The sequence below is a fragment of the Rhodothermus marinus genome (assembly GCF_009936275.1).
GTDB lineage: Bacteria > Bacteroidota > Rhodothermia > Rhodothermales > Rhodothermaceae > Rhodothermus > Rhodothermus marinus_A.
In genome coordinates, this window is sequence record NZ_AP019797.1 from 1267178 (window position 1) to 1292934 (window position 25757).

Consider the following 25757-nt stretch of genomic DNA (forward strand, 5'->3'; position numbering starts at 1 on the left):
GCGCCATGCCGCTGGATCGTCGTCTGTTCCTCCAGTACTGCTCGGCGCTGGGGCTGACCGGTACGCTTTTCCCCGGCGTACTGTATGCGAAAATCGAAGAAGGCGAGCCGATCACGCCGGAAACGATCGCCTGTGCCGAACGCATCGCCGGCCTGTCTTTTACGGAAGAACAGCGCCAGATGATGGTGGAGGACCTGACCGAGCGCCTGAAGGATTACGAGGCGATGCGTCAGGTCCCGCTTCCCAACGATGTGATTCCGGCCTTCGTGTTCGATCCGACCATCGGCGGCGAGCCGATCCCGGAAGGAACGGCCGGAATGCGCTGGGAACCCCGACCGGTGGAGCGGCCGCGCAGCGACGAAGACCTGGCCTTCATGACGGTGGCCGAACTTTCGTACCTGCTCAAGACGCGGCAGGTGCGCTCGGTGGAACTGACCGAACTGTATCTGGCCCGTCTGAAGCGCTACGATCCCGTGCTGAAGGCCGTTATCACCTATACCGAGGAGCGGGCCATGGCCCAGGCGCGACAGGCCGACGAAGAGCTGGACGCCGGCCACTGGCGAGGGCCGCTGCACGGCGTGCCCTACGGCGCCAAGGACCTGCTGGCCGTACCCGGCTATCGCACGACCTGGGGCGCGAAACCCTACGAAAACCAGGTGCTGGATGTGACGGCTGCCGTGATCGAAAAGCTGGATGCGGCCGGCGCCGTGCTCGTGGCCAAGCTGACGCTGGGGGCGCTGGCCTGGGGCGACGTGTGGTTCGGCGGCCAGACGAAAAACCCCTGGAACATCGAGCAGGGCTCGAGTGGCTCTTCGGCGGGACCCGGGGCGGCGGTGGCAGCCGGGCTGGTGCCGTTCGCGATCGGGTCGGAGACGCTGGGTTCGATCGTGTCGCCCTCGACACGTAACGGAGTGACCGGCCATCGTCCGACGTTCGGGGCGGTGAGCCGCTACGGGGCCATGACGTTGGCCTGGACGATGGACAAGCTCGGCCCCATGGCCCGTTCGGCCGAGGATTGCGCGCTCGTGTTCGATGTGATCCGGGGACGCGACCCGCGCGATCCGAGTACGCGCGATATGCCGTTCCCCTTCGATCCGAACTTCGACGTGCGGCAACTGCGCGTGGGCTATCTGGCCGAAGCCTTTGAGGAAGATTACGAGAACCGGGAAGCCGACCTGCAGACGCTCCAGGTGCTGCGCGACCTGGGCATTGAACTGAAGCCCATCCGCCTGCCGGACGACCTGCCCGTCTCGGCCATGCTGCTCACACTGGAAGTGGAGGCGGCCGCCGCCTTTGATGAACTGACCCGGACAGGCGGGGTGGACCTGATGGTCCGGCAGGGACGCAACACCTGGCCGCATGTGTTCCGGGTGGCGCGTTTTGTGCCGGCAGTCGAGTTTCTGCAGGCCAACCGCATCCGCACGCTGCTCATGCAGCGGATGGCCGAGGTTTTCCAAGAGGTGGACGTGTTCGTTTCACCGACGTTCGGCGGTGGAACACTTCGCATTACGAACCTGACGGGCCATCCCTGCGTGTGCGTGCCGAACGCCTTCCATCCGCTGAAAGACAACCCGCTGTCGCCGCGTCGCCGGCCCGGCAGCATCACGTTCATCGGCGGCCTGTATCGGGATGCCGAGGTGCTCATGCTGGCGCACGCCTACCAGCAGGCCACCGATTTTCACCGGCGCCGCCCGCCGATTCGTTGAAAATGCCTGGAATGAAGGGATTCATTTTTGTAAATTATTGCGAAAGCCCTTACCTCATGCAACGGAGCATACTCCCATGAAAAAGCGCGTGACCATTGCCGATGTGGCCCGGAAGGCCGGGGTTTCGGTGGGGACGGTTTCCGCGGTGCTGAACAACCGGCCGACCGTTCGCGAGCATACGCGACGGCGGGTACTGGCGGCCATCGAAGAACTGGGCTATCAGCCCTCGCCTTCGGCGCGGGCGCTGGGCGCCATGCAGGGCGACGGGAAGGTCTTCGAGCCGGCGATCGGGTTGATCATCAAAGAGATGGACAATCCGTTCTACTCGGAGGTGGTCATCGGAGCGCAGGAATATCTGGCGTCGCGCGGGTACATTTCGTTTGTGTGCACTTCGGAGGGGAGCTACGAAAAAGAAGGCGAGCTGCTCAGGGCCTTTCAGAACCGGTACGTGCAGGGTGCGGTGATTGCGCCGGTACTGGATGCGCGGGCCGATCTATCCCATCTGTTCATGCTGCGACGGGCCGAATATCCTTTCGTGCTGCTGGAGGCCGTGCAGGGGTTGCAGGTGAACGTGGTCAGCGTCGATAACGTCCGGGCCGCGCAGATGGCCGTCAGCTATCTGATCGAGCGCGGGCATGAACGCATCGTGCATTTTGCCGGGCCGCCCTACACGCAGCACACGCGCGACCGCATTCTGGGCGTGGAGAAAGCTTTCAGCCAGTCGCATTTGCGTTTTACCGACGAGGTGATCATTCCGGCCGGGGCGCACCTGCAGGACGGTTACGAAGCGGCGCTGGAGTATTTCCGCACGCACCGCGACAGCTTGCCCACGGGCGTGACCTGTTTCAACGACCTGGTGGCAATGGGCGTGCTCCGGGCATTGCACGAACTGGGGATTCGCGTGCCCGAGGAGGTATCGGTGATCGGGTTCGACGACATTCCGATGGCCGCCTATCTGAGCACGCCGCTGACGAGCGTACGCGTGCCCAAGCGCGAGATGGGCGCCCGCGCGGCCGAGCTGTTGCTGGAGTTGATCGAAGCGCACGACCGGGGCGAACAGCTCCCTCCGCGGCATATCGTACTGGAAGCCGAGCTTGTCGAACGCGCCACCACACGGGCGTTGTAAAAACACCCCTACAGAATAGCAGGTCTGATTTTGCCGTTTTGAATCGGTAAAACTGTTTGATTTTCCCGATTTTCGAAAAGCGATTCCGGAGTCTAGTCTTTAGTTGGCAGATTAGAAGAGATAAGCAGGGTACTTACCGAGGGATTGACACATTTGTACCACTGTGTTATCTTGGAGGAAAAGTGAATTTTGAACCGATTCATTGTAGGGAGAAGGTGTATTGAAGGGAAGCGATCCTGCCATGAAAGACAAACCTGAATGGTCTTATGAAGCGTTTTTTGTTGTTGCTGCTGGGTGGGGGGCTGATGACGATGGTCGTTCGGGCCGGCACAACCGGTAAGATTGCCGGCTATGTGACCGATGCGGCCACAGGTGAGCCGCTACCCGGCGTGCAGGTCTACATCGAAGAGACGATGCAGGGGACGACCACCGATGCGGAAGGTTACTATGTGATCATCAATGTGAAGCCGGGGACCTATACGCTGGTCTTCAAATACGTGGGATATGCGGATGTGCGGGTGGAAAACGTGCGCGTGGAGGTGGACAAAACCACCACGATCAACGTCCAGATGCAGGAGACGGTGATTCAGGGGGAAGAGGTAGTGGTAGTGGCTGAACGGCCAATTGTGCAGATTGACCGGACGACCACGACGGCGTTCGTCGGTGAGGAAGAGCTGGAGGCATTGCCCGTTACGAATATCGGAGAGGTCATCAATCAGCAGGCGGGTGTGGTGGACGGCCACTTCCGGGGTGGACGCCTTGGTGAGGTAGCCTATCTGATCAACGGCGTGCCCATCAATAACCCCTATACCAACAGCGCTGCGCTGGAGGTCGAAAAGAACATGGTCTCGGCGCTGGAGGTGATCAGCGGCGTCTTTAATGCCGAGTATGGCCAGGCCATGTCGGGCGTGGTGAACATTGTAACGAAAGGGGTTCCAAGAAAATGGACCGGTTCGTTTTCGGCCGAAATCGGCGGAATCGCCAGTAACCGGAAGCTGGAATTCGTCAAGCGGCTGGCGCCACCTGGAAACGGCCTGCGCTACGATGATTTTACCTCGGAGATGGTGCCCTATTCCAAAGCGGCGGGCTTTCCGGGACATGAGGATCTGCAGTTTTCACTGGGAGGGCCGCTGCTGCAGGATAAGCTGGGGATTCGGGTAACGGGCCGCTATCTCTATACCGAGGGGCATGTGATCGGTCGCCGACTCTTCATGCCCTCGGACTCCTCTCAGAACCTGAGTTCGGGTAATCCGGAGACCTGGATCATTGAGTCGACCGGCGATCAGAAGTTTGTACCCTCGCATATGCGCCGCTATTCCATCAACGGGGCGCTGACCTACCAGATTACGCCGGGCGTACGCTTTGAGTACAATCTGCTCTGGCAGGACGCCACCGGACGCAACATTAACCATCAACAGAAATATGTGCCCGACGGCATCAACCGCTGGTTCAACAACAGCCAGTTCCATCTCTTCAGCCTGCGTCTTACGCCCAATGCCCATTCATTTGCCAACATCAACTACAGCTATCTGCGCGATGCCGGTGCCTCGCGGCTGTACGACATTCCGAAGGATTTCAAAGAGACGGGCATCTTGGATCGGCGCTACGTTTCGTCCAGGCTCAGTTCGCTGGAAGGTGGGAATGCCTTTGATGTTGGCGGTAACGACCTTTACAATGCCAGCGACCTGACCGTTACGCATACGATTCTGGCCGATTACACAAACCAGATCAACCAGGTACACCAGATCAAGGCAGGCTTCTCGGCTCGGTTGCATCGCATTCGAAACGGGAGCTATGGCATTGAGGTCAGCTCGCGCACGGGCTGGCTGCCGATGCCTTCGCCGGATCCCTACGGCCGTGACACGCTGCGGGCCGATCCGTACGAGCTGGCGGCCTACATTCAGGACAAAATGGAGTTCAAAAACCTGATTGTAAATGCGGGAATTCGTTTCGACTATTTCAATCCGGACTACGAAATTCCCATCGACTGGACGCAGGCCAACCAACTCTACATTCCGGTCATTGACGAGAACGGTCAGACGACCGGCGACTCACTCTACAACCGAAAGCCGGCACCGGCGCGTTATCAGATCAGTCCGCGCCTGGGTATTGCTTTTCCGATTTCGTCCTCCGGCGTGATTCGCTTTTCGGCCGGATTGTTTTTCCAGATTCCGCAGCTCAGCATTCTCTACACGAATCCCGAGTACGAAGTCAACCCGCAGGACAACAGCACCTACTTTGGCAATCCGGCCCTGAATCCCGAACGCACGCTGCATTTTGAGGTGGGGCTGCAGCAGGGGTTGACCGAGGATCTGGGGGTGGAACTCACGCTCTTTTCCAAAGACATCCGAAATCTGACGGGCGTTGAGATTCAACGCGACGTACGCACGACGGCCAACTTTGTGCGCTACATTAATCGGGACGTCGGTGTAGCCCGTGGCTTTACCTTCTCGCTTTACCAGCGGCCCGGCGGACCGGTTACCTGGGATGTTGACTACACGCTCCAGTTTGCCAAAGGCACTTCTTCGAACCCGGACGAAGCCTTTCAGCGCTTCCAGAGTGGTGAGGAGCCGATTCTCTCGCTGGTGCGCCTGGACTGGGACCGTCGGCACGTACTCAATGCCAGTATCACGCTGAATCCCAGTCCGGCGCTCTCGCTGACAATCTACAGTCGCTACCAGACCGGAACGCCGTATACCACGGTGCGCCGCTTCATTCGCTCCTACATCAAGAACAACGCCGACCGACCCAGCGGCTTCCTGACCGACCTGCGTATGTACCTGCGGCCGCCGGTCTTCAACAACCGGCTCAGCCTGATCCTGCAGGTCGACAATCTCTTTGATGCCAGGATTCACTACGGCGTCTATGAAGATACGGGGCGAGGTGACGAGTCGGTGACCAAAGAACAGTACGAACGGACGGGCACCCGTCCGGGTGGCGTTAACAGCCTGGACGAGTATTTCTACCGCCAGGACTGGTTCTCGCCGCCGCGGCGGGTCTACTTTGGCCTTCGCTACGATTTCTGAACGCAACAGAGGGTGTACGTACCATGCAGTTCGGACGGTTACATCGGTGGTTGGGGCTGGGATTGTTGCTGCTGCTTGCAGGCAGTGCCCGCGCGCAGGAAGGAACGACCATTCCGCCCGAATATCGGGGCACGGAAGATGCCGTGGCGCGGGGCATCATGAACGGCAATTTGATCGAGACAAACTACCGCAACCACGGCGAGATGGCCCGCTGGAACGATATGCCCTGGGGTATCTGGCCCAAGACGATCGGTGGGCGCCATATCGACGGGATCGGCGTGGTCGTGGTCGGACTGGTCCGGGGCGAGCGGGCCAAGTGGAGCCAGCCGCCTTACAATTTCTGGCCGCCTGGTACGCCCGATACGCTGCTCAATCCCGTGAGCATTCACTATCGCTCGGCAGGCACCAAGGTGGATCCGGCCACCGGACGGGTCTGGGGGTGGTTGCCGCTGCCCGGCTTCCACAATCCCTTCCGGCGTGATCCCATCACCAACCAGCGGCAGCCCGTACCGGCCATCAGTACCGACCCGACGTCTTGGCCCCCCTTCTGGCCCGACAAGCTCAGTGAACCGGACGATCCCGGCTGGCCCGGGAAGTGGAATGGGATGTTCGGCAAGGGCGTCTTCAACGCTGACCAGGAAAGTTTCTATGTGATGGACGACCTGTCCGATGCCGAGTACCTGATCGATCCCGCAACGGGACGGCCTAACAGTCAGTACGGTATCTATTACCCGGATCCGTTCGATTCGACCAAGGGAGGGATCGGTCTGCAGGTCAATGTGCGGTTGCTGCAATGGGCCAACATCCTCGCCGAAGATGTGATGTTCATGATCTACCGCATCACCAATCTGGGCCAGACAAATTTCGGCGAGGTGCTTTCGGATCTGACGAACGTCCCGGATCCCAAGACCGGCCTGTATTTCGCGCAATTCGTGGATTACGGCATGGGTAACGAAGAAACAGACGAAAGCGCGGCCTTCAACCCGCAGATTGACGTGGCCTATGGCTGGGACCACGATGGCATCGGCCAGCACATGACCGGTGGCACCTACAAGCTGGGCTACGTCGGGTTTGCCTTCCTGGAAAGTCCGGCCAACGACCACGATGGCCTCGATAATGACGAGGACGGCATTACGGACGAAAGCCGCTTCAGCGGTCCGGGCTTTCTCATCGAAGGCCGCGACAATATCCGCGCCTATGTGGAGGCCAATTATAACATGGCCAACTTCGAGCGGCATTATGGCCCCCTGGAGAATCGTCGGGCTTATCTGGCCGGGCGCTGGTGGACCGGTGATGAAGATCTGGACTGGGTGGGCTTCGACGACGCCAACAACAACGGCGTCTGTGACGAGGGTGAGTTGCTGAACGACGACGTGGGTCGCGACGGACTGAATCCCTATGACCTTGGCTACCCCGGGCCTGATACCGGTGAGTGCGATAATCAGCCCTCGATTCGTGAGCCTAACTTTGACGAAGTGGATATCGACGAGAGCGACCAGATTGGACTGACCGGCTTCCACCTGGGGACGCGGCCTTTCTATGAGGCAGGAGATAATCTGCGTGACGATACCTGGATGTGGGCGCGCATCCGGGAATCGCAGTTCCGGCTGGGGCAGGAGCCGCGTCAGCTTGTGGCCAACGTCGAACCGTTCCTGAACTTTAGCTCTGGCCCTGTCGAGCTGGGCCCCAACGAAACAGACTTTTTCTCGCTGGGCTGGATCTTCGGCGAAGACGAGGAGGACTTTTTCAAAAATCGTCAGACCGTTCAGCGCATCTACGATGCCGACTACCGCTTTGCCCAGCCGCCTATCATGCCCACGCTGAAGGCGGAGGCCGGCGACGGCTACGTGGTGCTCTCCTGGGATACGCTGGCGCTTCGAAGCTTCGACCGCTTTACGCAGCAGTTCGATTTTGAAGGATTCAAGCTTTACAAGGGTACTGATCCGCTCTTTTCTGATGCCCGGGTCATCACAAACGCCAGCGGAGTGCCCACCTTCTATAAGCCCATTGCTCAGTGGGACCTGGTCAACGAATATGCGGGCAATGTGCCGGTCCTGGAAAACACGGCCTTCTTCAACCTGGGCAGCAACACCGGGCTCCAGTTCAGCTATATCGACCGTGATGTGGTCAACGGCAAAACGTACTACTACGCCATCGTAGCCTACGATCACGGCTATCGGCCCGAGCCCGACTCGCTGAATCCCAATCCGGAGCCCATTGACCCGCAGGAAAACGTCTTCAGCATCAACGTAGACCAGGCCGGTAACATCCGGGGGCATTCGCCCAATGTGGCGATTGTGACACCTCGAGCCCGGGCGGCCGGTTATGTGCCTGCCTCGACAAACGAAGACCTCAGTAAGCCCACCGAAGGCATCGGTACCGGTCACATTGAAGTCACCGTGGTCAACAGTGAGGCGATCAATCCGAACGTGGTCTATAAGCTGACCTTTTCGGATACTTCCGGTACGGGCGATACCTATCGCACCACGCATTACACGCTCTGGAATGCCACGACAAACGAGGTGCTTATTCCGCGCACGCCGTTGATCGAGTCGCCCCAGAAGACCGTGGCCGTGGACGGCTTCGTGATCACCATCTACAACGACGCGCTGGAGGTGGACTGGAGCCGGACCGGCTGGGTGGGGCAGGACCCGGAAACCGGCGAGGAAGTCTTCAACCTGAATCCGCGTCCGCTGGAAGGGTACGAGACAAACTGGGTGGTCTCTATCGAAACGGACCAGACGAACTTTGCAGCAGCGGCTCCTTACGAGTACGAAATCTGGTGGGCCGACTCGCTTTACCGCACGCCCAATCGCCCCTATCCGGGTCACCTGCGGCGCGTGGAGATTCCGATCTGGTGCCGTAACCTGACCACTGGCGAGCAGTGCCACCTGCTGGTGCGTGATCTGAATGAAAACGGCCAGGTGGACCTGCCGGGCGATGCGCTGGTGGTTGCCGATGTACGCTTCAACGTGCACCGCTTCCGCTACGTACTCACCTTCTCGGTGGCCGGTCCCGAAAGCATTGCGCCTTCGCCCGGCGACCGGATCCGGATCTCAACCTTCCGCCCCTTCTCGCGCAACGACTACTTCCAGTTTACCATGCGGCCGGGGTACGTGGATACCGAGCTGGCCCGTAAGGAGCTGGATCGTATCGCCGTGGTGCCCAACCCCTATATTGCGGCAGCCGAGTGGGAGCCGCGCACGCAGATTCAGGGCCGCGGTCCGCGCCGCATCCAGTTCATTCATCTGCCCGAGCGCTGCACCATTCGCATCTTCAACATGCGCGGTGAGCTGGTGCGCAAACTGGAGCACCATGGCATCAACGGCGACGGGGCGGAATGGTGGGATCTGCTCACCGAGGACGGGCAGGAAGTGGCCTATGGCGTCTACATCTACCATGTAGAGGCGCCGGGCATTGGCGAGAAGGTCGGCAAATTTGCAATCATCAAGTGACGTGTATGCCATGCAAAATCGACGGTTGCTTCCATACATCCAGCGGCTGGTGTTGGTAGGTCTGCTGGGAGGAAGTCTGGCCGGGCAGGTGGTGGCACAGAGCCGGGTGGGCACAACCGCCGCCCCGTTCCTCATTCTGGGCACCGGTGCTCGGGGCAGTGCGCTCGGGCACGCCTATACGGCCGTGGCCACCGGCGCCGACGCGCTGTTCTGGAATCCGGCCGGCGCCGCTCGCCTTTACGACGGCGAGAACCGTGGGGCTGTCTTCTTTACGCACACGCGCTGGCTGGCCGACATTGACTACAATGCCTTCGGGCTGGTCGTGCCTGTGATGACGGCCGGAGCCGTAGGGCTGTCGCTGGCGCAGGTGGACTACGGTCGGATGGAGGTGCGCACGGTGGACCTGCCCGAGGGTACCGGCGAGACGTTCGGGGCTACCGATCTGGTCATCGGCCTCAGCTACGCCCAGCCGTTGACGAATACCTTCTACATCGGCGGCACCGTCAAGTACGTACGCCAGCAGATCTACGACATGTCGGCCCACACCGTGGCCATCGACATCGGCTTCGTGCTGGAAACGCAGTATCTGAATGGACTGCGCCTGGCCGCTTCCATCATGAACTTCGGGGGAGAGATGCAGATGCGGGGGGTGAACACCCGGGTGTTCGTCGATCTGGATCCCACACACAGCGGCAGCAACGACCGGCTGCCCGCGCAGCTCGAAACGAACAGCTGGGATCTGCCCCTTTCGTTCAAGTTCGGTGTGGCCTGGCCGCTGCTTCGGTCCGATCAGATGGAGATGGCCTTCTACGCCGACGCGCATCAGCCCACCGACAACAACCTGAACGCCGACTTTGGTACCGAATTGCGCTTCATGCTGGGCGGGATGAATCTGGACCTGCGTGCCGGGTACAAAGACTTTCCGCTGCAGAATGCCTACTCTCACCTGACGCTGGGCGGTGGGCTGGACATGCGGGTGGGGGCGGTGCGCTTCGGTGCTGACTTTGGCTACATCCCCTTTGAGTTGCTGGGGAACGTGACCATGCTGGATCTGCGCCTGTACTTCTGAAGCAGAAAAAGCTACGGCCTGCTGAAAAAATCAACACACCAACCTGAGGAGGTCCTATGAAGCGCCTTGCTACCACCGGAACCCTGCTGGGACTGCTGCTGGCGCTGAGCCTGACTGCGCAGGCCCCGGCACAGCCCGTACCACCGGTGCCCCAGATCTTCACCTTCAATTCCCTGGCGGAATTCGACAGCCTGTGGACAAGCTACGGAGCACCGGTGCGCTTCGGGTATGATCCTGACACGGTGACCTATCCCGAAGGACGTGAGTACTTCGTGTTCTTCGAGTACCAGGATGAAGGTACCATGGGGAAAGCGCTCCAGGTAGACTGGTCTCTTTTCACGGACCAGTCCTGGGGCGGCTCAAACGGTCTGCTCTATATTCGCCCAGACCCCGAAGTGAGCAGCCCGAGCAATCCACAACCCGACTCTTTCTTTGCACGGGCATCTCTCTGGGATATTTCCGACTTCACGCATATTCACCTGCGCTACAAAACGCTGGTGCCGGCCAATCATCCGGATGCGACCATTCGTATCAAGCTGCATGATGCCAGCGAAGGGGTAGGTACCTCGCCCAGTTCAGAGACTGAGGACTGGTACACCCAGTCACAGGATGTCTATGACGACGCTTCCGGACAGTGGAAAGTGTGGACGGTGCCGCTGGTCGATTTGGGATTGCCCGGTCAGACAGTTCCGGATGGCGGCTTTTCGCGGCCGGGTTGTCAGGCCGGTGGGGATCCGCTGCAGCAGTCAGGCTGCTGGAGCGGCCTGCTGGGCAACGGCAAACTCGACCTCGACAAAATCGCCGCGCTGACCATCGAATTTACCGGTCCTCAGGCCGGCGCTCAGCTCGACAGCACCATCTTCGGTACGATTGTTTTTGACGAGCTCTGGGTCTCCGGCGTGCGCTACGAACTGCTGGGCAACCTGGACGACCCGAGCGCGCTGGGTCACTGGAAAAACAGCAACGCCGGCTCCTACCAGCTCGTCGCCACCACCGATACGGTCGAGGGAAGCGGGGCGCTGGACCTGACCTACAACCTGGTGGGCGACCAGGGCTGGGGCGGCAGCGTCGACATCCAGTACGAGTTGCCCCAGGGGCAATTCTTCCCCGACATGACCGCGCGCACGCACCTGAGCCTGTTCTACAAGGTGCTGGAGCCGGCCAGTGATCCGTCGAGCGTGTGGTTGAACATCAAGCTGTTCGATTACAGCACGGGACAGAAAGAGGAGTGGCACTACAGCGGGATTGCGCATGTGCTGGACGACACGACGGGGGTGTGGCGTCGGCTTCTGGTGCCGCTGGACGGGTTTGCGATTCCGAGCTGGATCAGTTACAAGGGGGACGAAGTGCTGAACCTGGACAAGATCGGCGGCTGGCAGATTCAGATTCAGATTGCAGAAGGGGCCACCTCCAGCGGGCGGATTCTCTTCGACCGCTTCTCCAGCTACGGCGAGCGCCAGACGGACTTTACGCCGCCAGAGCCTGTCCAGGGCTTCGATGTGCTGGCCACCTCGCCCTACGAAAACCTGATTACCTGGCAGGACGTGCCGGGTGAAAGCCGGGAAACCTACACGATCTACTTCAGTGAGTCGCCCATCGACTCGGTCAACCAGCCCGGCGTGATGGTCGTCGAGGCCAATATCCCGGAGAACACTCAGATCTACACGCACAAGCTCTTTTATCCGGTCAACGATCAGGAGGTGACCTATTACTATGCCATCGTGGCCGTCGACGAGGCGGGCAACGTATCGGAGCCGACCAGGCTCTCCAGTCCGGTGACGAACACGGCGAAGGGGTTGCCGACGATTGCGATGGCGCCGCCGACCAATTTTGTGGCCGACGGGGATTTGAGCGAATGGGTGGCGGCGGCCAAGCAGGGCGGCATTACGCCGATTCATCTGGAGCCGGGCGGGGAGTTCTACGGCCACGTGGCGCGTGGTTTTGAGATCGACGGGCCGCAGGACCTGTCGGCCGACGTGTACCTGGCCGTTGACAACGAGGCGCTCTATGTGGCGATGGACGTGACCGATGATGCCTACAATCCGGTGCCTGACGGGGTGACTTCGGAGCGCTGGCTCTACGACGGGGCCGAGCTCTACATCGGGCTTTACGACTGGCGCGGTCCCAAGCACGAGCGTTTTCAGAGTGGCGAGGAGCCGGACTACAAGTTCTATCTCTACAAGCAGGTGTTTTTCCGGGACGGTGGTCCGGAGGTGCAGGCGGGCACGGAGGACTATGCGTGGGTGCAGACGGCGAAGGGGTATGCGCTGGAGGCGCGCATTCGTTTTGACGTGCACGCTTACGATACGGCGCCGGTGTTTGTGCCGAAGAACGGGATGCGGGTGCCGCTGGACATAGTGATCATGGACAATGATGTGGGTGGTCAGGCGCGCGAGGGGATTTTGACCTACTCGCCTTACAATGATGACAATTCGTGGCAGTCGCCGCGTTACTGGTTTTACACGTGGATTGGGGATCGATTTGCGGTGAACGTGGTGCGGCCATTGGCGGGGGAGGTGCCGCAGGTGTTTCGGGTGTACGGGAATTACCCGAACCCGTTTGGTCGCTCGACGTGGATTCGGTATGATTTGCCGCGGGCGGAGCGGGTGTTGGTGCAGGTGTTCAATGCGCTGGGGCAGGAGGTGGTGACGCTGGTGGACGGGTTGCAGTCGGCGGGTACGTATGAGGTGCGGTTTGATGCGACCGGTTTGCCGGCGGGGTTGTATTTCTACCGGGTGCAGGCCGGTCGCCACATGGAAACCCGTCCTATGATCGTAATCCGATAAAGTGCTGAGCGTTCGGGGGTAGGCGAAGCAGTGGGTACCACTCCTGCTTCGCCTACCCCCGGCATCCAATCAAAGACGTAAGCCTTCAAGCCAAATGCATCGGATTCTAACATTTTTCCTGTTGTGCATCTGCTCTGTCTGGCCCATTGTCGGGTATGGTCAGTCGTGGCGGGTAGCCGCCGAGCAACGGATCGAACAGTATCGGAAGGGCCCCCTCCGTGTGCGTGTGGTGCGGCCTGACGGCCGGCCGGTCGAGGGCGCTCAGGTACATGTCCGCATGACCCGCCATGCCTTTGGGTTTGGGACGGCCATCAGTTTCGGACTGGTGCTGGGCACAGGCTATAATCCTACCTATCGTGCCAAACTGGAGGACCTGACCGGCGATGGGCGCAGCTTCAATCTGGCCACGCCCGAAAATGCCCTGAAATGGCCCTCGTGGGAAGGGGAATGGCCCGTATCTAACCGCCGCAAAATCGATATCATCAACTGGCTGCGTGCAAAGGGATACGAGATCCGCGGACACAACCTGCTGTGGCCGGACTGGCAGTGGATGCCGGATGACCTCGAGCAGAATCGGGACAATCCGCAGTACATCTACGATCGGGTGCGGGAGCACATTTTTGAGGTGGCAGGGCATCGGGACCTTCGGGGTAAGCTGCGGGAGTGGGATGTGCTCAACGAGCCGGCGCATCTGACAGCGCTTCGGGATGTGTTCAACGGGTGGGGTTCGTATGAGGTGGGGGAGGATTTCTATGTGGATGTATTTCAATGGGCGAAGCAGGCCGATTCGACGGCGCGGTTGTTCATCAACGAGTACAACATTATCAACAACTATGCAAACGAACAGTCGACGCGGAACTATTACAAGTGGATCATCGCGCGGTTGCTCTCGAAAGGGGCGCCGTTGGAGGGGATCGGAATTCAGGGACATTTCAGTGCGCCGTTGCCGAGCATGACGGAGGTGAAGGCGGCTCTGGACGAAATGGCGGTGTTCGGGCTGCCACTTTCGATTACGGAGTACGATGTGCGCGGGGTGTCCGAGCAGGCGGAGGCGTCATTTCTGGAGGATTTTCTGACAATGGTCTTCAGCCATCCGGCCGTGGAGAGTTTTGTGATGTGGGGGTTCTGGGATGGGGCGCACTGGCGGGACAATGCGCCGCTATTCCGGGAGGACTGGAGTCTGAAACCGTCGGGAGAGGTTTTTCTGGAGCTGGTATTTGATCGGTGGTGGACGGATACGACAGGAGTGACGGGCTCAGATGGAAGTTGGATGGTGCGGGGATTTCTGGGGGATTATGTAGTGGAGGTGGATTACGGAGAGGTTTCGGTGGTGAAGGAGGTGCATCTGGAAAGTAACACAGATACGACGGAAGTGGAGGTAGTATTGACAGGGGTTGGCGTAGAGGAGGAGCCAGAGGAGAGCTGGTTGCGCGTGGAGGGTTTTGGCCCGGATCCGTTTGTAGAGGGGACGGTGCTGCGTTACTGGCTGGGGCGCCCGGCGGAAGTGGTTCTGGAAGTGTACAATGTGCTGGGGCGTCGGGTGTATCGATGGCAGGGACGTCGGGTGGCGGGTTGGCATGCGGAATGGCTGGAGGCTTCGTCGTGGCCGTCGGGGTTGTATGTGTATCGGCTGGAAGTGGATGGGCGACTCCACACCGGACGCGTCCTGAAAATCCAGTAAACTTTACCATCTGATCGAGAGGAAGGGATATGCGGGTGCGTGTGCTGTTCTGGGTCTGTGTGGGGTGCTGGTTGCTGAGTGGCAGGCTCTTGGCACAGCCGGCACCGGCCGACTCGCTGGTGCTGGCCCGGGTGAACGGGCATGAGCTGACGGTCGGACGCTTCAATAAATCCTATCTGGAATATCTGATCCGAACCGGCCGCAATGATACCCCTGCCAATCGCTGGCGACACCTGCAACTGATCATTGATACCTATTTGCTGGCCGACGAGGCTCGGCGTCGTGGTTTTGATCAGCGCCCTGACTTTCTCGCCTTCGCGGATCGCGAGATCAAGCTGGCTGTCGGAGCTCGCTATTTTGAAAAGCACTTTTCCGACTCGCTCCCGGCCCCGACAGAAATGGAGGTGCGGGAGGCCTTTCGGCGCAGCAAGGAGACCATAGCGCTGCGGCACCTGTTTTTCCGGGATGCACGGCAGGCCCAGGAGGCCTACGAACGTCTGAAAGCCGGCGAGGACTTCGTTCAGCTGGCGAACGAGGTGTTTCGGACCGAAGCGTTCGACTCTTCGGCCGGTTTCCTGGGGTATGTGCGCTATAGCGAGCTGGACGATGCCGTGGCCGAAACGGCCGAAACGCTTCGTGTTGGTCAGTTTTCGCCACCGGTGCGTTCTCGCTACGGCTGGCACATCCTGCGGGTGGAAGAGCGCCTTTACAATCCGTTGCTGACAGAGTCAGAGTTTCAGTATCGGCGCAAAAGCATTGAAACACAGCTCCGGTTACGGCGGCTGCGACTGGAGGGTGATCGGTTCGTGCGGCGGCTCATGGAAAGCCTGAACGTGCAGGTTGACGAAGCCGCTGCCCGCCAGGTGGTGGCAGCCGTACAGGAAGCGCTGCGGCCATCGGCCTCACCGCCCCTTGTCAGTACCATTTCGGCCGAGGAATTGCAGGCGGTCGAGCAGGCGCTGACGCCCGAGACCGTCCTGATTACCTACACGCTCAACGGGCAGCAGCGTACGTTTACGGCAGGCGATTATTATCGCTGGTTGCCCGTACTGCCTTATCGCGAGGTGCGGTACCGCACGATGGCTTCGGTCGGGCGGGCGCTGCGTAATGAGGTGCTGGCCGAACTGGGCTTTGCCGAGGGACTGGAGCATGACCCTCGCGTGCTGGAAACCGTGCGTTTTCTGGCCAACGCCTATCTGGGCGATGCACTGCGTCGTCACCTGGAAACGCACGAGCGTGTCGAACCTACCGAAATGCAGGTGCGCCGGGCTTTCGAGGAGCTGGGATATCGGCGACTGAAGTCGGCCCGGGTCCATTACTGGACGATCTATGCGGGCTCGGCGGAGCGAGCTCGTCAGCTCCGGGAACAGATCACTGCGGGTACACTTGATCCCCGCACGGATACCAGCTATGTGGAATACCGGGGCGAGCTGGGCCGCGACAAACTGAGCGCCTACGTACGTAAAGCACTGCTGCAGCAGCCTCTGGTGCTCTGTCTGCAGCGTGACTCCTGCTATGTGCTCTATGTAGCCGAACGTACCCTGCGCTATACCGAGCTGGAAGAAGTAGCCGACACCATTCGCGCGCAGCTTGCACGTCTGCTTCCGGAAATGCAGCTGCTGGCCACGCTGTACCCGAAGGCTTCCATTGAAGTGGATACCACGCTGTTTGTCCAGATGATGCAGGCCCTGCGGATGAAAGGTCCCTGGATCCCACAGGAGGCCGAAGGGCCGGCCCGTCGCGAAGCGGTGTTACGCCAGATGGCCGGTCCGGAGACCCTCCGGAGAAAACAGCCATAGTGCCATGAGGCCGGGACTATCCATTGCCGAGCAGCAGGAACTGGTGGCAAGGGTGCGCCGGGGCGATGCGGCGGCATTCGAGCGGCTGTTTCGGGCCTACTACACGCCGCTCGTGCACTTTGCCGTGCACATCGTGGGCACGCTCCCGGAGGCCGAGGAAGTGGTGCAGCGCGTGTTCGTCAACATCTGGCGCAACCGGGCCGCCTGGGCGCCCCACGTCTCGGTAGCGGCCTATCTCTACGGCGCCGTGCGCAACGAAGCCGTCAAATACAGCCAGCGGCGTCCGCCCGCCGTACCGCTGGAAGAAGCGGCCGAAATGGCCTGCGACCGTCCCCACCCGGACCAGCAACTGGTCGGCAACGACCTGACCGAACTGATCGAACGGCTCATCCAGGAGCTGCCCGAGCAGCGACGGCTGATCTTCACCCTCTCGCGCGATCACGGGCTCACCTACGCCGAAATTGCGCAGTCCCTGGGCATCTCGATCAAGACTGTCGAAACGCAGATGGGGCGCGCCCTGCGTCAGCTTCGGGAGCGTCTCCAGGCGTGGTTGAACGTTGCGCCCTGAAATTTCCGAAAGCCCTTCTGTCAGGGTATCGGCTCGCTGACGGATCTCTTCTACAGCAAGGGGCAACGCGTCATCATGCACGAAGGCATCGACTGGGATCTTCTGGCTAAATACATCGCGGGCGCCTGTTCGGAAGCCGAGCGGGCGGCCGTGGAAGCCTGGGCATCGGCCGACCCGATGCATCGCCAGCTGCTGGAAGAGCTGAGGCTGACCTGGCAGGTGATGGAGCAGATGCCCCCGCCGGTTTCGGTGGAGACAGCCTGGCAACGCGTGCGGGCGCAGATGGAAAGGCCCGCCGATCGTCCGGCCATCCCTGCACGGCGGCATCAGGCCAGAGCATGGGGGGTACGGGTGCTGGCCGTGCTGGCGGTGACGCTCGGGGTTGCGCTGCTGTACCACGAGCTGGGGTGGCTTCCGCGGCCGGAGTCGGCCCACGAGTCCGAAGCTCCCCGGGTTTTTGTCACGCAGCGAGGACAGCGCGCCACCGTGCAGCTGGTCGACGGCACGCGCATTCTGCTGGCGCCCGAGTCGCGGCTTGAGGTGGCGGCCGATTACGGTCGGACCGGGCGGCACGTAACGCTGGCCGGCGAGGCCTATTTCGAGGTGGCGTCCGACTCGCTGCATCCCTTTGTGGTGCAGGCGCCCCGGCTGCGTGTGCAGGTGCTCGGGACGGCTTTCGGCGTGCGTGCCTACGCCGAAGAAACCCGGGCCTATGTGGCCGTGCGCCATGGTCGGGTGCAGGTGCAGCCCGAGTCGGCTCACGCCGAAACAGCAGCAGCTTTGCTGGAGGCCGGTCAAGTAGCCCGATTGAAAGAAGCCGGACGGCTTGAAATAAGGCGACCGGCCAGCCTGGACGCCTACGTGGGGTGGGCCGAAGGGCGCCTGGTGTTCGAGCGCACGCCGCTGCGCGAAGTGGCCCGCACGCTGGCGCGCTGGTACGACCTGGAGATCCAGCTCGACGATCCGGCGCTGGGGGCGCGGCAGCTGACGGCCACCTTCGAGGAAGCTCCGGCCTACCAGGTCCTGCAGATCATTGCGGCCACCATGAACCTGGAGGTCGTGCGAGACGCCGAAAACCCCCGGCGAATCCGCTGGCGGGAGGCTTCACCGCCATCCTGAAAGCAAGGCCAGAAGATCCCTCCGAAATCGCTGAACGTGAACGTTAACTAAACCGAACAAGGAGCGTCGCCATGGCTACCCGTCAACGCCTTTTCTGGAAGCGCATCGAAGCGTGCCGGTTGTGGTTGCTGGTGCTGGGGATGTTGCTGGGCGCACAGGTCCGGGCGCAGCAGCCGGAGGTCCGAACGGCTTCGAAAGTGGACACACCTATTGCCTGGCTGAACGACCCGTATCTCGAAAACGCTGCGCGACTCAGCCAGCCCCTGCGTCTGACACTGGAGCAGGTAACGCGTGAGCAGGCACTCCGCATCATTGCGCAACAGGCCGGCCTGCGACTTTCCTACGAGTGGAGCGAGGCGATGAACGAGCCCGTTACGCTCCGCCAGTCGCAGGGCACCGTGCTGGACGCGCTCTACGCCGTGACGGCCGGCACCGACCTGCGACTGATGATCACACGCAGCGGCTACCTGCTGGTCGGTCGTGCGCGGAAGTCTTCGGCCGAAACGGCGGAGCCTGCTCCGGTCCAGCAGGAAGGAAGCATTGCCGGGCGCGTGATTGACGCGGCCACCGGGGAAGGGCTTCCCGGTGTGAATGTCTTTCTGGTGGGTACCACGCTGGGAGCCAGCACCGACGTAGATGGCAACTACCGGATCGACAATATCCCGGCCGGTCTCTACACATTGCAGGCGTCCTTCATCGGCTACCGGACGGCCACGGTCGACAGTGTCGAGGTGCGTGCAGGCGAAGTTACCGTGGTCAACCTGGCGCTCGAGCAGGAAGTGCTCGGCCTGGAAGAAATCGTGGTGGTGGGCTACGGTACGCAGCGGCGTCGGGATGTGACAGGTGCCGTCTCGTCGGTGAACGTCGAAAGCCTGCAGGAGCTGCCCGTCACGAACGTCGTGGAGGCGCTCCAGACGCGGGCTCCCGGCGTGCGCGTGATCACCTCCGATGGGCGGCCGGGCGGCAGCGGCCTGGAAGTTCAAATCCGAGGCGCTCGATCGCTGACAGCCAGCAACCAGCCGCTGTTTGTCATCGACGGGGTGCCCGTCGAAGGCGTAAATCTGTCCGAACTGAATCTGAGCGACATTGTCTCGATCGAGGTGCTGAAAGACGCCTCGGCGGCGGCCATCTACGGGGCGCGTGGTTCCAATGGCGTCGTGCTCATCACCACGCGGCGCGGTCGCGAAGGCAAAGGTCGCTTTTCCTATGACGGTAGTATCGGATTTTCAGAAATAGCCAATCCGCTCGACGTTTTCAGTGGGCCGGAATTCATTGCGCTGCGGCGCGAGGCCTATCGTGCGGCCGGTATGCCCACCGACGACGAAACGATTATGGACCCTGTTGAACGGGAGGTTGCGCAGAGCGGGCAGTACGTCGACTGGCAGGAGGCCGTTCTGCGTACCGGTGTGCGTCACAATCATAACCTCAGCTATTCCGGAGGATCGGACGTATTTCAGGTTTATGCCAGCGGCGGCTATCTGCGCGAAGAGGGAATCCTGAAACGCACCTTCTTCGAGCGAGGAACCTTCCGGCTGAACACCGACTACCGGCCGATCTCCTGGCTCAAGTTTACCACGAACTTCCTGCTGGCGCGCACCAGACAGGACGTGGCCGGCAGTGAGCGTTACGGGCCTTTCTGGACGGCCTATACGCTTTCACCACTGGGCAAAATTTACGACGAGCAGGGTCGGCTGCGGCCTTACGTGACGGCTGATCTGACCTCCTGGAATCCGCTCTACCAACTGCAGGAATCGAAAGACGACCGGTGGAGCACCCGCGTGCTCGGCAACGTCGTAGCGCAGGTCAATCTGTATGAAGGACTGACCTACCAGCTCAACGCGGGGTTGGACTACATCGCGAACAAAATGGGGGAATACCGCACCCGCAACTACTCCGGCGGTGGGCAGCAGCGTGCCGTGCTGGGCTACGGCGAAAGCTCAAATTACACCATCGAAAACATCCTGACCTACGAGCGACAGCTGGGCACGCTGCACAACCTGCACGCCACGCTGCTCTACAGCGTGCAGCGCGTGCAGGACGAAGACCTGCAGGCCCAGACGCGCAACCTCCCCAGTGATCTGCTCGATTACAACGCCATCAGCAGCGGCGCCGATCTGCGTTCGCCCACCCGGAACTATTCGGCCTGGAGCCTGGAATCCTACATGGCCCGTCTGCGCTACAGCTTCGCCGACCGGTATCTGCTGACGCTCACCGGCCGCATCGACGGCTCCTCGAAGTTCGGCGAAGGCAACAAGTATGGCTTCTTCCCGGCCGTTGCCTTTGCCTGGCAGCTCAGCCAGGAACCCTTCCTGGCCTCCGTGCGCCAGATCGACAACCTGAAGCTACGTCTGAGCTGGGGGCAGACCGGTAACCAGGAAATTCCGATCTATCAGTCGCTCGGACAGACCAGCCTGTTCACCTACTCGTTCGGCGGCAATGTCGTGAAAGGCTATGCGCCGGCCTCGCTGCCGAACCCGAATCTGAAATGGGAAAAGACCACACAGCTTAATCTGGGGCTGGACGCCTCGCTTTTCGGCGGGCGCATCATGTCCACAATCGACCTCTACCGCTCCTGGACCTCGGACCTGCTGCTCCAGCGGCAGATCCCGGTCACGAACGGCTTTACCAGTTTCCTGGACAATATCGGCAAGACGGAAAACTGGGGCATCGATTTTAACCTGGATACCTATCTGGTTAACCGTCGTGATTTTTCCTGGCAGGTGAGTCTGAACTGGTCGCTCAGCCGCTCCAAAATTGTGAAGCTGACCGGACAGACTGACGAAGAAGGCAATCCGGTGGACGACATCGCCAACCGCTGGTTCATCGGGCACCCGATCGGCGTCATCTACGACTGGGTCTTCGACGGCATCTTCTGTTCGGGACGGCCTTACGACGAGGCGGCCTGCCAGCAGGAGATCGCCAGCAGCGCCCAGCCCGACGCGCAGCCCGGCGACATCCGGGTCAGGGACCTGAACGGCGACGGCGTGATCAACGACCAGGATCGGACCATCGTCGGCACGACCGAACCGGACTGGTACGGTGGTCTGGGGACTACGCTGACCTACAAGAACTTCGACCTGAGCGTCTTCTTTACGGCCGTGCAGGGGGTCACCCGCTATAACCCCTACATCTATCCGCGAGCTTACGACCCGAACATTGTAGTCATCTTCCTGCAGGGCCGCAATAACCAGATTAAAGTCGATTACTGGACGCCGGAGGACACCGACGCCGACTTCCCGCGGCCCAACCGTCAGCGGGAGATGCCACGCTACCTCTCGGCCCGGGCCGTCTGGGATGCCTCCTACGTGCAGCTCCGCAATATCACGCTGGGTTACACGCTGCCGGCCTCGCTGGCGGCCCGCATTGGCGTCGATCGCATGCGGCTCTATCTCTCGGGGAATAACCTCTACTACTGGACGGACTTCGAGTCCTACAACCCCGAGCAGGGCGACGTCGAAGGCTACCCGGTAGCCCGGACGCTGACCTTTGGCGTGAATCTGTCCTTCTGACTCGCCGGATTGTGAGCGCTCGCTAACCGAAAACAGAGGAATTGCCATGAAGACATATCTGTCGATGCCAACCCGCTGGCTCCTGAGCCTCTTGCTGCTGGTCGGATTGACCGGGTGCGGTGAGGGCTTTCTGGAAGAGGAGCCGCGCACGTTCGTCAGCACCGAGGCCGTGCTGAACTCGCCCGAGGGCCTGGAAGGGGCCGTGGTGGCCCTTTACGACTTCCCGACCTGGATGTACCACAGCACGCGTTATAGCTACTGGTTCATCTCGGGCACCGACGTCACGCGCGTGGGGCCGCTGCATGAAGACCTGGGGACGGCGCTCTACAACAGCGACCTCAACCCGCAACATCCGGCCTCCCGAGAATACTGGAACCAGTCGTTCCAGACCCTCTACCGCGCCAATGCCATTATCGCTGCGGCTCCAAACGTGGACTTTGGCGGCGACGAGGCCCGACGCAACCGGATTATCGCGGAGGCCCGTTTCTTCCGAGCCTACATCCTGTTCTACCTCCACCAGCGCTACGGCAATATCCCGCTGGTGACCGAGCCTTCGGAGACCATCCGCGAAAAAGAACAACCCGCCGACCCGGCGGAGATCTACCGGGTCATTGTCGACGACCTCCAGTTTGCCATCAACAATCTGGAATGGATCTATGATCAGCCCGGCCGGATCACGAAGGGCGCGGCCATGCACCTGCTGGCCAAGGTCTATCTGGTGCTAAAGGACTGGCAGAAGGCAGCGCAGATGGCCGAAACGCTCATCCAGCAGGGACCCTATCGGTTGCTGGACGACCCGGCCGAAATCTTTGCCGATAACAACGAAAACAACGAAGAGGCGATCTGGACGCTGCAGTTCGATCCGCAGGCCGATAACTACGGCCATTTCCTGGCCGTGATGTTCACGCCGCTTTACGATCGCATTCAGGGGGTGCGACGGAGCTTTGAGCAGGGGGGCCGGCCTTGGGCCCGGATGTACCCCAGCGCCTACCTGCTCAGTCTCTTCGACAAAAACGACAAGCGGCTGAAAGCCTGGTACAAGACGCACTGGGTCTACGACGCGCCCGAGGAAGGACTGCCGCCGGGCCGCCAGGTGGGCGACACGGTGCGCACCTCCGACTTTAACCCGCCGCCGGATTCGCTGCTTTACCTGCATCCGGCCTGCAAAAAGTACTGGGAGTACGGATCGACGCGCACGATCAACCAGGCCGACTCCTACAAGGGCATCATTCGCTATCGCCTGGCCGAAACCTACCTGATCGCCGCCGAAGCCTACATGCGCCTGGGCGATCAGGCCAAAGCGCTCGAATACATTAACCCGCTGAGGCGGCGGGCCGGTGTGCCCGACCTGACCGAACTCAACGAGGACATTCTGCTCGAGGAGCATGCCCGCGAACTGGCCTTCGAGGGGGATCGCTGGTTCACACTCAAACGCATGGGACGCCTGGTGCAGCACGTGCGCCTGTACAACCCGCAGGCCGCTCCGAACATCCGGGAATGCCATGTAAACATGCCCATTCCGCAGGAATTTGTGGACCTGACGGGCTTCCCGCAGAATGACTGCTATCGCTGAGCGATTGTAGCGCGCGACAGGACGGGGTACCGCTCGAAGCGCCGACTTCGGGTGGTACCCCGTCCTGCTATCTCTGACAAACAATGGGGCTTATTTTACCCCGTACCCTTCGGGACCATTTTGCAACAGCACCATGTATCGGTTGATTTTATGGATCCTTCTGCTGGCAGGCATTGGCTTCTGGAGCCGGCCGGGTCTGGCGGAAGACGGCTATCAGCTCTGGTTGCGCTACGTGCGCATCGAGGATGAAGCGCTCCGACAACGCTACCTGCAACAGTTCCGAGCGCTTCACCTGGAGGCCACCTCGCCTACGCTCGAAATCGTTCAGGAGGAGCTCCGGCGCGGCCTGCAGGGATTGCTCGGCACGTCGATTCCATCGGTGGACCGGGTCGAAGAAGGGGTGCTGCTGGTCGGCACACCGGCTTCTTGCCCGACCATCGCGGCGCTGGGGCTGGAGGCGGAGCTGCAGGCGCTAAGCGACGAAGGGTTCCTGCTCCGAACCATGACGGTAGAAGGACACCGCGCCACGGTACTGGCCGCTGCAAGCGATGTGGGCGTGCTCTACGGAGCTTTTCATCTGCTGCGCCTGCTTCAGACGCACCGGCCGATCGATTCGCTGAATGTTCGCGAAGCGCCCCGCGTGCGGCTGCGCGTGCTCAACCACTGGGACAACCTCGATCGCACCGTCGAACGCGGCTATGCCGGCTTTTCGCTCTGGGACTGGTTCAAACTCCCGGACTACATCGACCCGCGCTACCGCGACTATGCCCGCGCCAACGCTTCGCTGGGCATCAACGGCACGGTGCTGACCAACGTCAACGCCGACGCGCGGGTGCTTTTGCCGGAATTTCTGGAAAAGGTGGCGGCGCTGGCCGACATCTTCCGGCCCTACGGTATCCGGGTGTACCTGACGGCGCGCTTCAGTGCTCCTATCGAAATCGGGGGACTCGACACGGCCGATCCGCTCGATCCCGACGTCCGGGCCTGGTGGCGGGAAAAGGTGGCGGAAATCTATCGCTACATTCCGGACTTCGGGGGCTTTCTGGTGAAGGCCAACTCCGAAGGCCAGCCGGGGCCCCAGGATTACGGCCGCACGCACGCCGACGGGGCCAACATGCTGGCCGAAGCGCTCGCGCCCTACGGCGGCGTGGTCATGTGGCGGGCGTTCGTCTACGCACCGGAGGCCGAAGACCGGGTCAAGCAGGCCTACGACGAATTTGTGCCGCTGGACGGACAGTTTCGCGAAAACGTACTGATTCAGGTCAAAAACGGGCCGCTCGATTTCCAGCCGCGCGAGCCGTTTCATCCGCTTTTCGGCGCCATGCCGCGGACGCCGCTCATGATGGAATTCCAGATCACCAAAGAATACCTGGGCTTCTCGACGCACCTGGCCTATCTGGGAACGCTGTGGGAAGAGGTCCTGCAGGCCGACACGTACGCCCGGGGCGAGGGCTCGACGGTGGCCCGCGTGATCGACGGCAGCCTCTTCGGCCACGAGCTGACCGGCATGGCCGGCGTGGCCAACATCGGCACCGACCGCAACTGGTGCGGCAGCATCTTCGATCAGGCCAACTGGTATGCCTTCGGGCGCCTGGCGTGGAATCCGGACCTGCGGGCCGACTCGATTGCCGAGGAGTGGATCCGCATGACCTTCACGAACGACCCGCGCTTCGTCGCACCGGTCAAACAGATGATGCTTGAGTCGCGCGAGGCCGTCGTCAACTACATGACGCCGCTTGGACTAGCCCACCTGATGGGTCCCGGCCACCATTACGGCCCGGCGCCCTGGTTCGATCAGGCGCCACGTCCCGACTGGAACAACACCTATTACCACCGGGCCGACACGCTGGGTATCGGCTTTGACCGGACGGCAACAGGCAGCAACGCAGTGGCCCAGTACTTTTCACCCCTGCGGGAAATTTTTGGCAGCCTGGAGCGCTGTCCGGAAAAATATCTGCTGTGGTTTCATCACGTGCCGTGGGACTACCGAATGCGCTCCGGTCGCACGCTCTGGGAGGAGCTGGTCGATCACTACTACCGGGGCGTCGAGACGGTCCGGCGCTGGCAGTCGCTCTGGAAGTCGCTCCGGGCGTTTGTCGATCCGGAGCGCTTCGAGCAGATCGCCATGTTTCTGCGCATTCAGGAAAAAGAAGCCGTCTGGTGGCGCGATGCCTGCGTGCTGTATTTCCAGACGTTCAGCCGGCGCCCGATTCCGGCCGGCTACGAGCAGCCCGCCCACACGCTGGACTACTACGTCGAACTGCAACGCAAACTTCAACGATTCCCCATGCCGGGGCACTGGGTCGGACGATAGGGAATTGTCCGAGTCGATGTGTCTCA

13 protein-coding genes are annotated in these 25757 nt (G+C 61.1%); all 13 read left to right on the plus strand.

The window, feature by feature from the left end:
- The first annotated feature begins 5 nt into the window (after positions 1 to 5).
- The 13 genes from GYH26_RS05590 to GYH26_RS05650 all read left to right on the plus strand — a co-directional run bounded on the left by GYH26_RS05590 (position 6) and on the right by GYH26_RS05650 (position 25731).
- Positions 6 to 1706 (plus strand): amidase, encoded by a 1701-nt coding sequence (locus tag GYH26_RS05590; protein ID WP_161540813.1) that lies wholly within the window; start codon positions 6 to 8, stop codon positions 1704 to 1706.
- Between the two features lie 76 nt (positions 1707 to 1782).
- A complete protein-coding gene (locus GYH26_RS05595) occupies positions 1783 to 2832 on the plus strand; it encodes a LacI family DNA-binding transcriptional regulator (protein ID WP_012843571.1) in 1050 nt (349 codons plus the stop codon).
- Positions 2833 to 3098: 266 nt separating this feature from the next.
- Complete coding sequence (locus GYH26_RS05600) at positions 3099 to 5858, plus strand: TonB-dependent receptor (RefSeq protein WP_161540814.1); 2760 nt, start codon at positions 3099 to 3101, stop codon at positions 5856 to 5858.
- A 23-nt stretch (positions 5859 to 5881) separates the two neighbouring features.
- Positions 5882 to 9313 carry a hypothetical protein gene (locus GYH26_RS05605; RefSeq protein WP_161540815.1) on the plus strand — a complete coding sequence of 1144 codons (3432 nt, stop codon included), beginning with the start codon at positions 5882 to 5884 and terminating at the stop codon, positions 9311 to 9313.
- Between the two features lie 10 nt (positions 9314 to 9323).
- Positions 9324 to 10382 (plus strand): PorV/PorQ family protein, encoded by a 1059-nt coding sequence (locus GYH26_RS05610; RefSeq protein WP_161540816.1) that lies wholly within the window; start codon positions 9324 to 9326, stop codon positions 10380 to 10382.
- Between the two features lie 56 nt (positions 10383 to 10438).
- A complete protein-coding gene (locus GYH26_RS05615) occupies positions 10439 to 13168 on the plus strand; it encodes a sugar-binding protein (protein ID WP_161540817.1) in 2730 nt (909 codons plus the stop codon).
- Positions 13169 to 13262: 94 nt separating this feature from the next.
- Entirely contained in the window at positions 13263 to 14849 is a 1587-nt protein-coding gene (locus GYH26_RS05620; protein WP_161540818.1) for an endo-1,4-beta-xylanase, read from the plus strand.
- A 29-nt stretch (positions 14850 to 14878) separates the two neighbouring features.
- Positions 14879 to 16648 carry a peptidylprolyl isomerase gene (locus GYH26_RS05625; RefSeq protein WP_161540819.1) on the plus strand — a complete coding sequence of 590 codons (1770 nt, stop codon included), beginning with the start codon at positions 14879 to 14881 and terminating at the stop codon, positions 16646 to 16648.
- Positions 16649 to 16652: 4 nt separating this feature from the next.
- A complete protein-coding gene (locus tag GYH26_RS05630) occupies positions 16653 to 17216 on the plus strand; it encodes an RNA polymerase sigma-70 factor (protein WP_161540820.1) in 564 nt (187 codons plus the stop codon).
- A 75-nt stretch (positions 17217 to 17291) separates the two neighbouring features.
- Positions 17292 to 18335 carry a FecR domain-containing protein gene (locus GYH26_RS05635; RefSeq protein WP_161540821.1) on the plus strand — a complete coding sequence of 348 codons (1044 nt, stop codon included), beginning with the start codon at positions 17292 to 17294 and terminating at the stop codon, positions 18333 to 18335.
- Positions 18336 to 18406: 71 nt separating this feature from the next.
- Positions 18407 to 21844 (plus strand): SusC/RagA family TonB-linked outer membrane protein, encoded by a 3438-nt coding sequence (locus GYH26_RS05640; RefSeq protein WP_161540822.1) that lies wholly within the window; start codon positions 18407 to 18409, stop codon positions 21842 to 21844.
- 46 nt (positions 21845 to 21890) lie between these two features.
- The gene (locus GYH26_RS05645; RefSeq protein WP_161540823.1) at positions 21891 to 23417 is read left to right on the plus strand and encodes a RagB/SusD family nutrient uptake outer membrane protein; all 1527 of its coding nucleotides are present in this window, start codon (positions 21891 to 21893) and stop codon (positions 23415 to 23417) included.
- A gap of 133 nt (positions 23418 to 23550) precedes the next feature.
- Positions 23551 to 25731: an alpha-glucuronidase family glycosyl hydrolase gene (locus GYH26_RS05650; protein WP_161540824.1), complete on the plus strand. Its 2181-nt coding sequence runs from the start codon at positions 23551 to 23553 to the stop codon at positions 25729 to 25731.
- The last annotated feature ends 26 nt before the right edge of the window (positions 25732 to 25757 follow it).

Coding starts and splice junctions, on each gene's coding strand:
- GYH26_RS05590 (WP_161540813.1), top strand. CDS start 6: ATGCCGCTGGATCGTCGTCTGTTCCTCCAGTACTGCTCGGCGCTGGGG.
- GYH26_RS05595 (WP_012843571.1), top strand. CDS start 1,783: ATGAAAAAGCGCGTGACCATTGCCGATGTGGCCCGGAAGGCCGGGGTT.
- GYH26_RS05600 (WP_161540814.1), top strand. CDS start 3,099: ATGAAGCGTTTTTTGTTGTTGCTGCTGGGTGGGGGGCTGATGACGATG.
- GYH26_RS05605 (WP_161540815.1), top strand. CDS start 5,882: ATGCAGTTCGGACGGTTACATCGGTGGTTGGGGCTGGGATTGTTGCTG.
- GYH26_RS05610 (WP_161540816.1), top strand. CDS start 9,324: ATGCAAAATCGACGGTTGCTTCCATACATCCAGCGGCTGGTGTTGGTA.
- GYH26_RS05615 (WP_161540817.1), top strand. CDS start 10,439: ATGAAGCGCCTTGCTACCACCGGAACCCTGCTGGGACTGCTGCTGGCG.
- GYH26_RS05620 (WP_161540818.1), top strand. CDS start 13,263: ATGCATCGGATTCTAACATTTTTCCTGTTGTGCATCTGCTCTGTCTGG.
- GYH26_RS05625 (WP_161540819.1), top strand. CDS start 14,879: ATGCGGGTGCGTGTGCTGTTCTGGGTCTGTGTGGGGTGCTGGTTGCTG.
- GYH26_RS05630 (WP_161540820.1), top strand. CDS start 16,653: ATGAGGCCGGGACTATCCATTGCCGAGCAGCAGGAACTGGTGGCAAGG.
- GYH26_RS05635 (WP_161540821.1), top strand. CDS start 17,292: ATGCACGAAGGCATCGACTGGGATCTTCTGGCTAAATACATCGCGGGC.
- GYH26_RS05640 (WP_161540822.1), top strand. CDS start 18,407: ATGGCTACCCGTCAACGCCTTTTCTGGAAGCGCATCGAAGCGTGCCGG.
- GYH26_RS05645 (WP_161540823.1), top strand. CDS start 21,891: ATGAAGACATATCTGTCGATGCCAACCCGCTGGCTCCTGAGCCTCTTG.
- GYH26_RS05650 (WP_161540824.1), top strand. CDS start 23,551: ATGTATCGGTTGATTTTATGGATCCTTCTGCTGGCAGGCATTGGCTTC.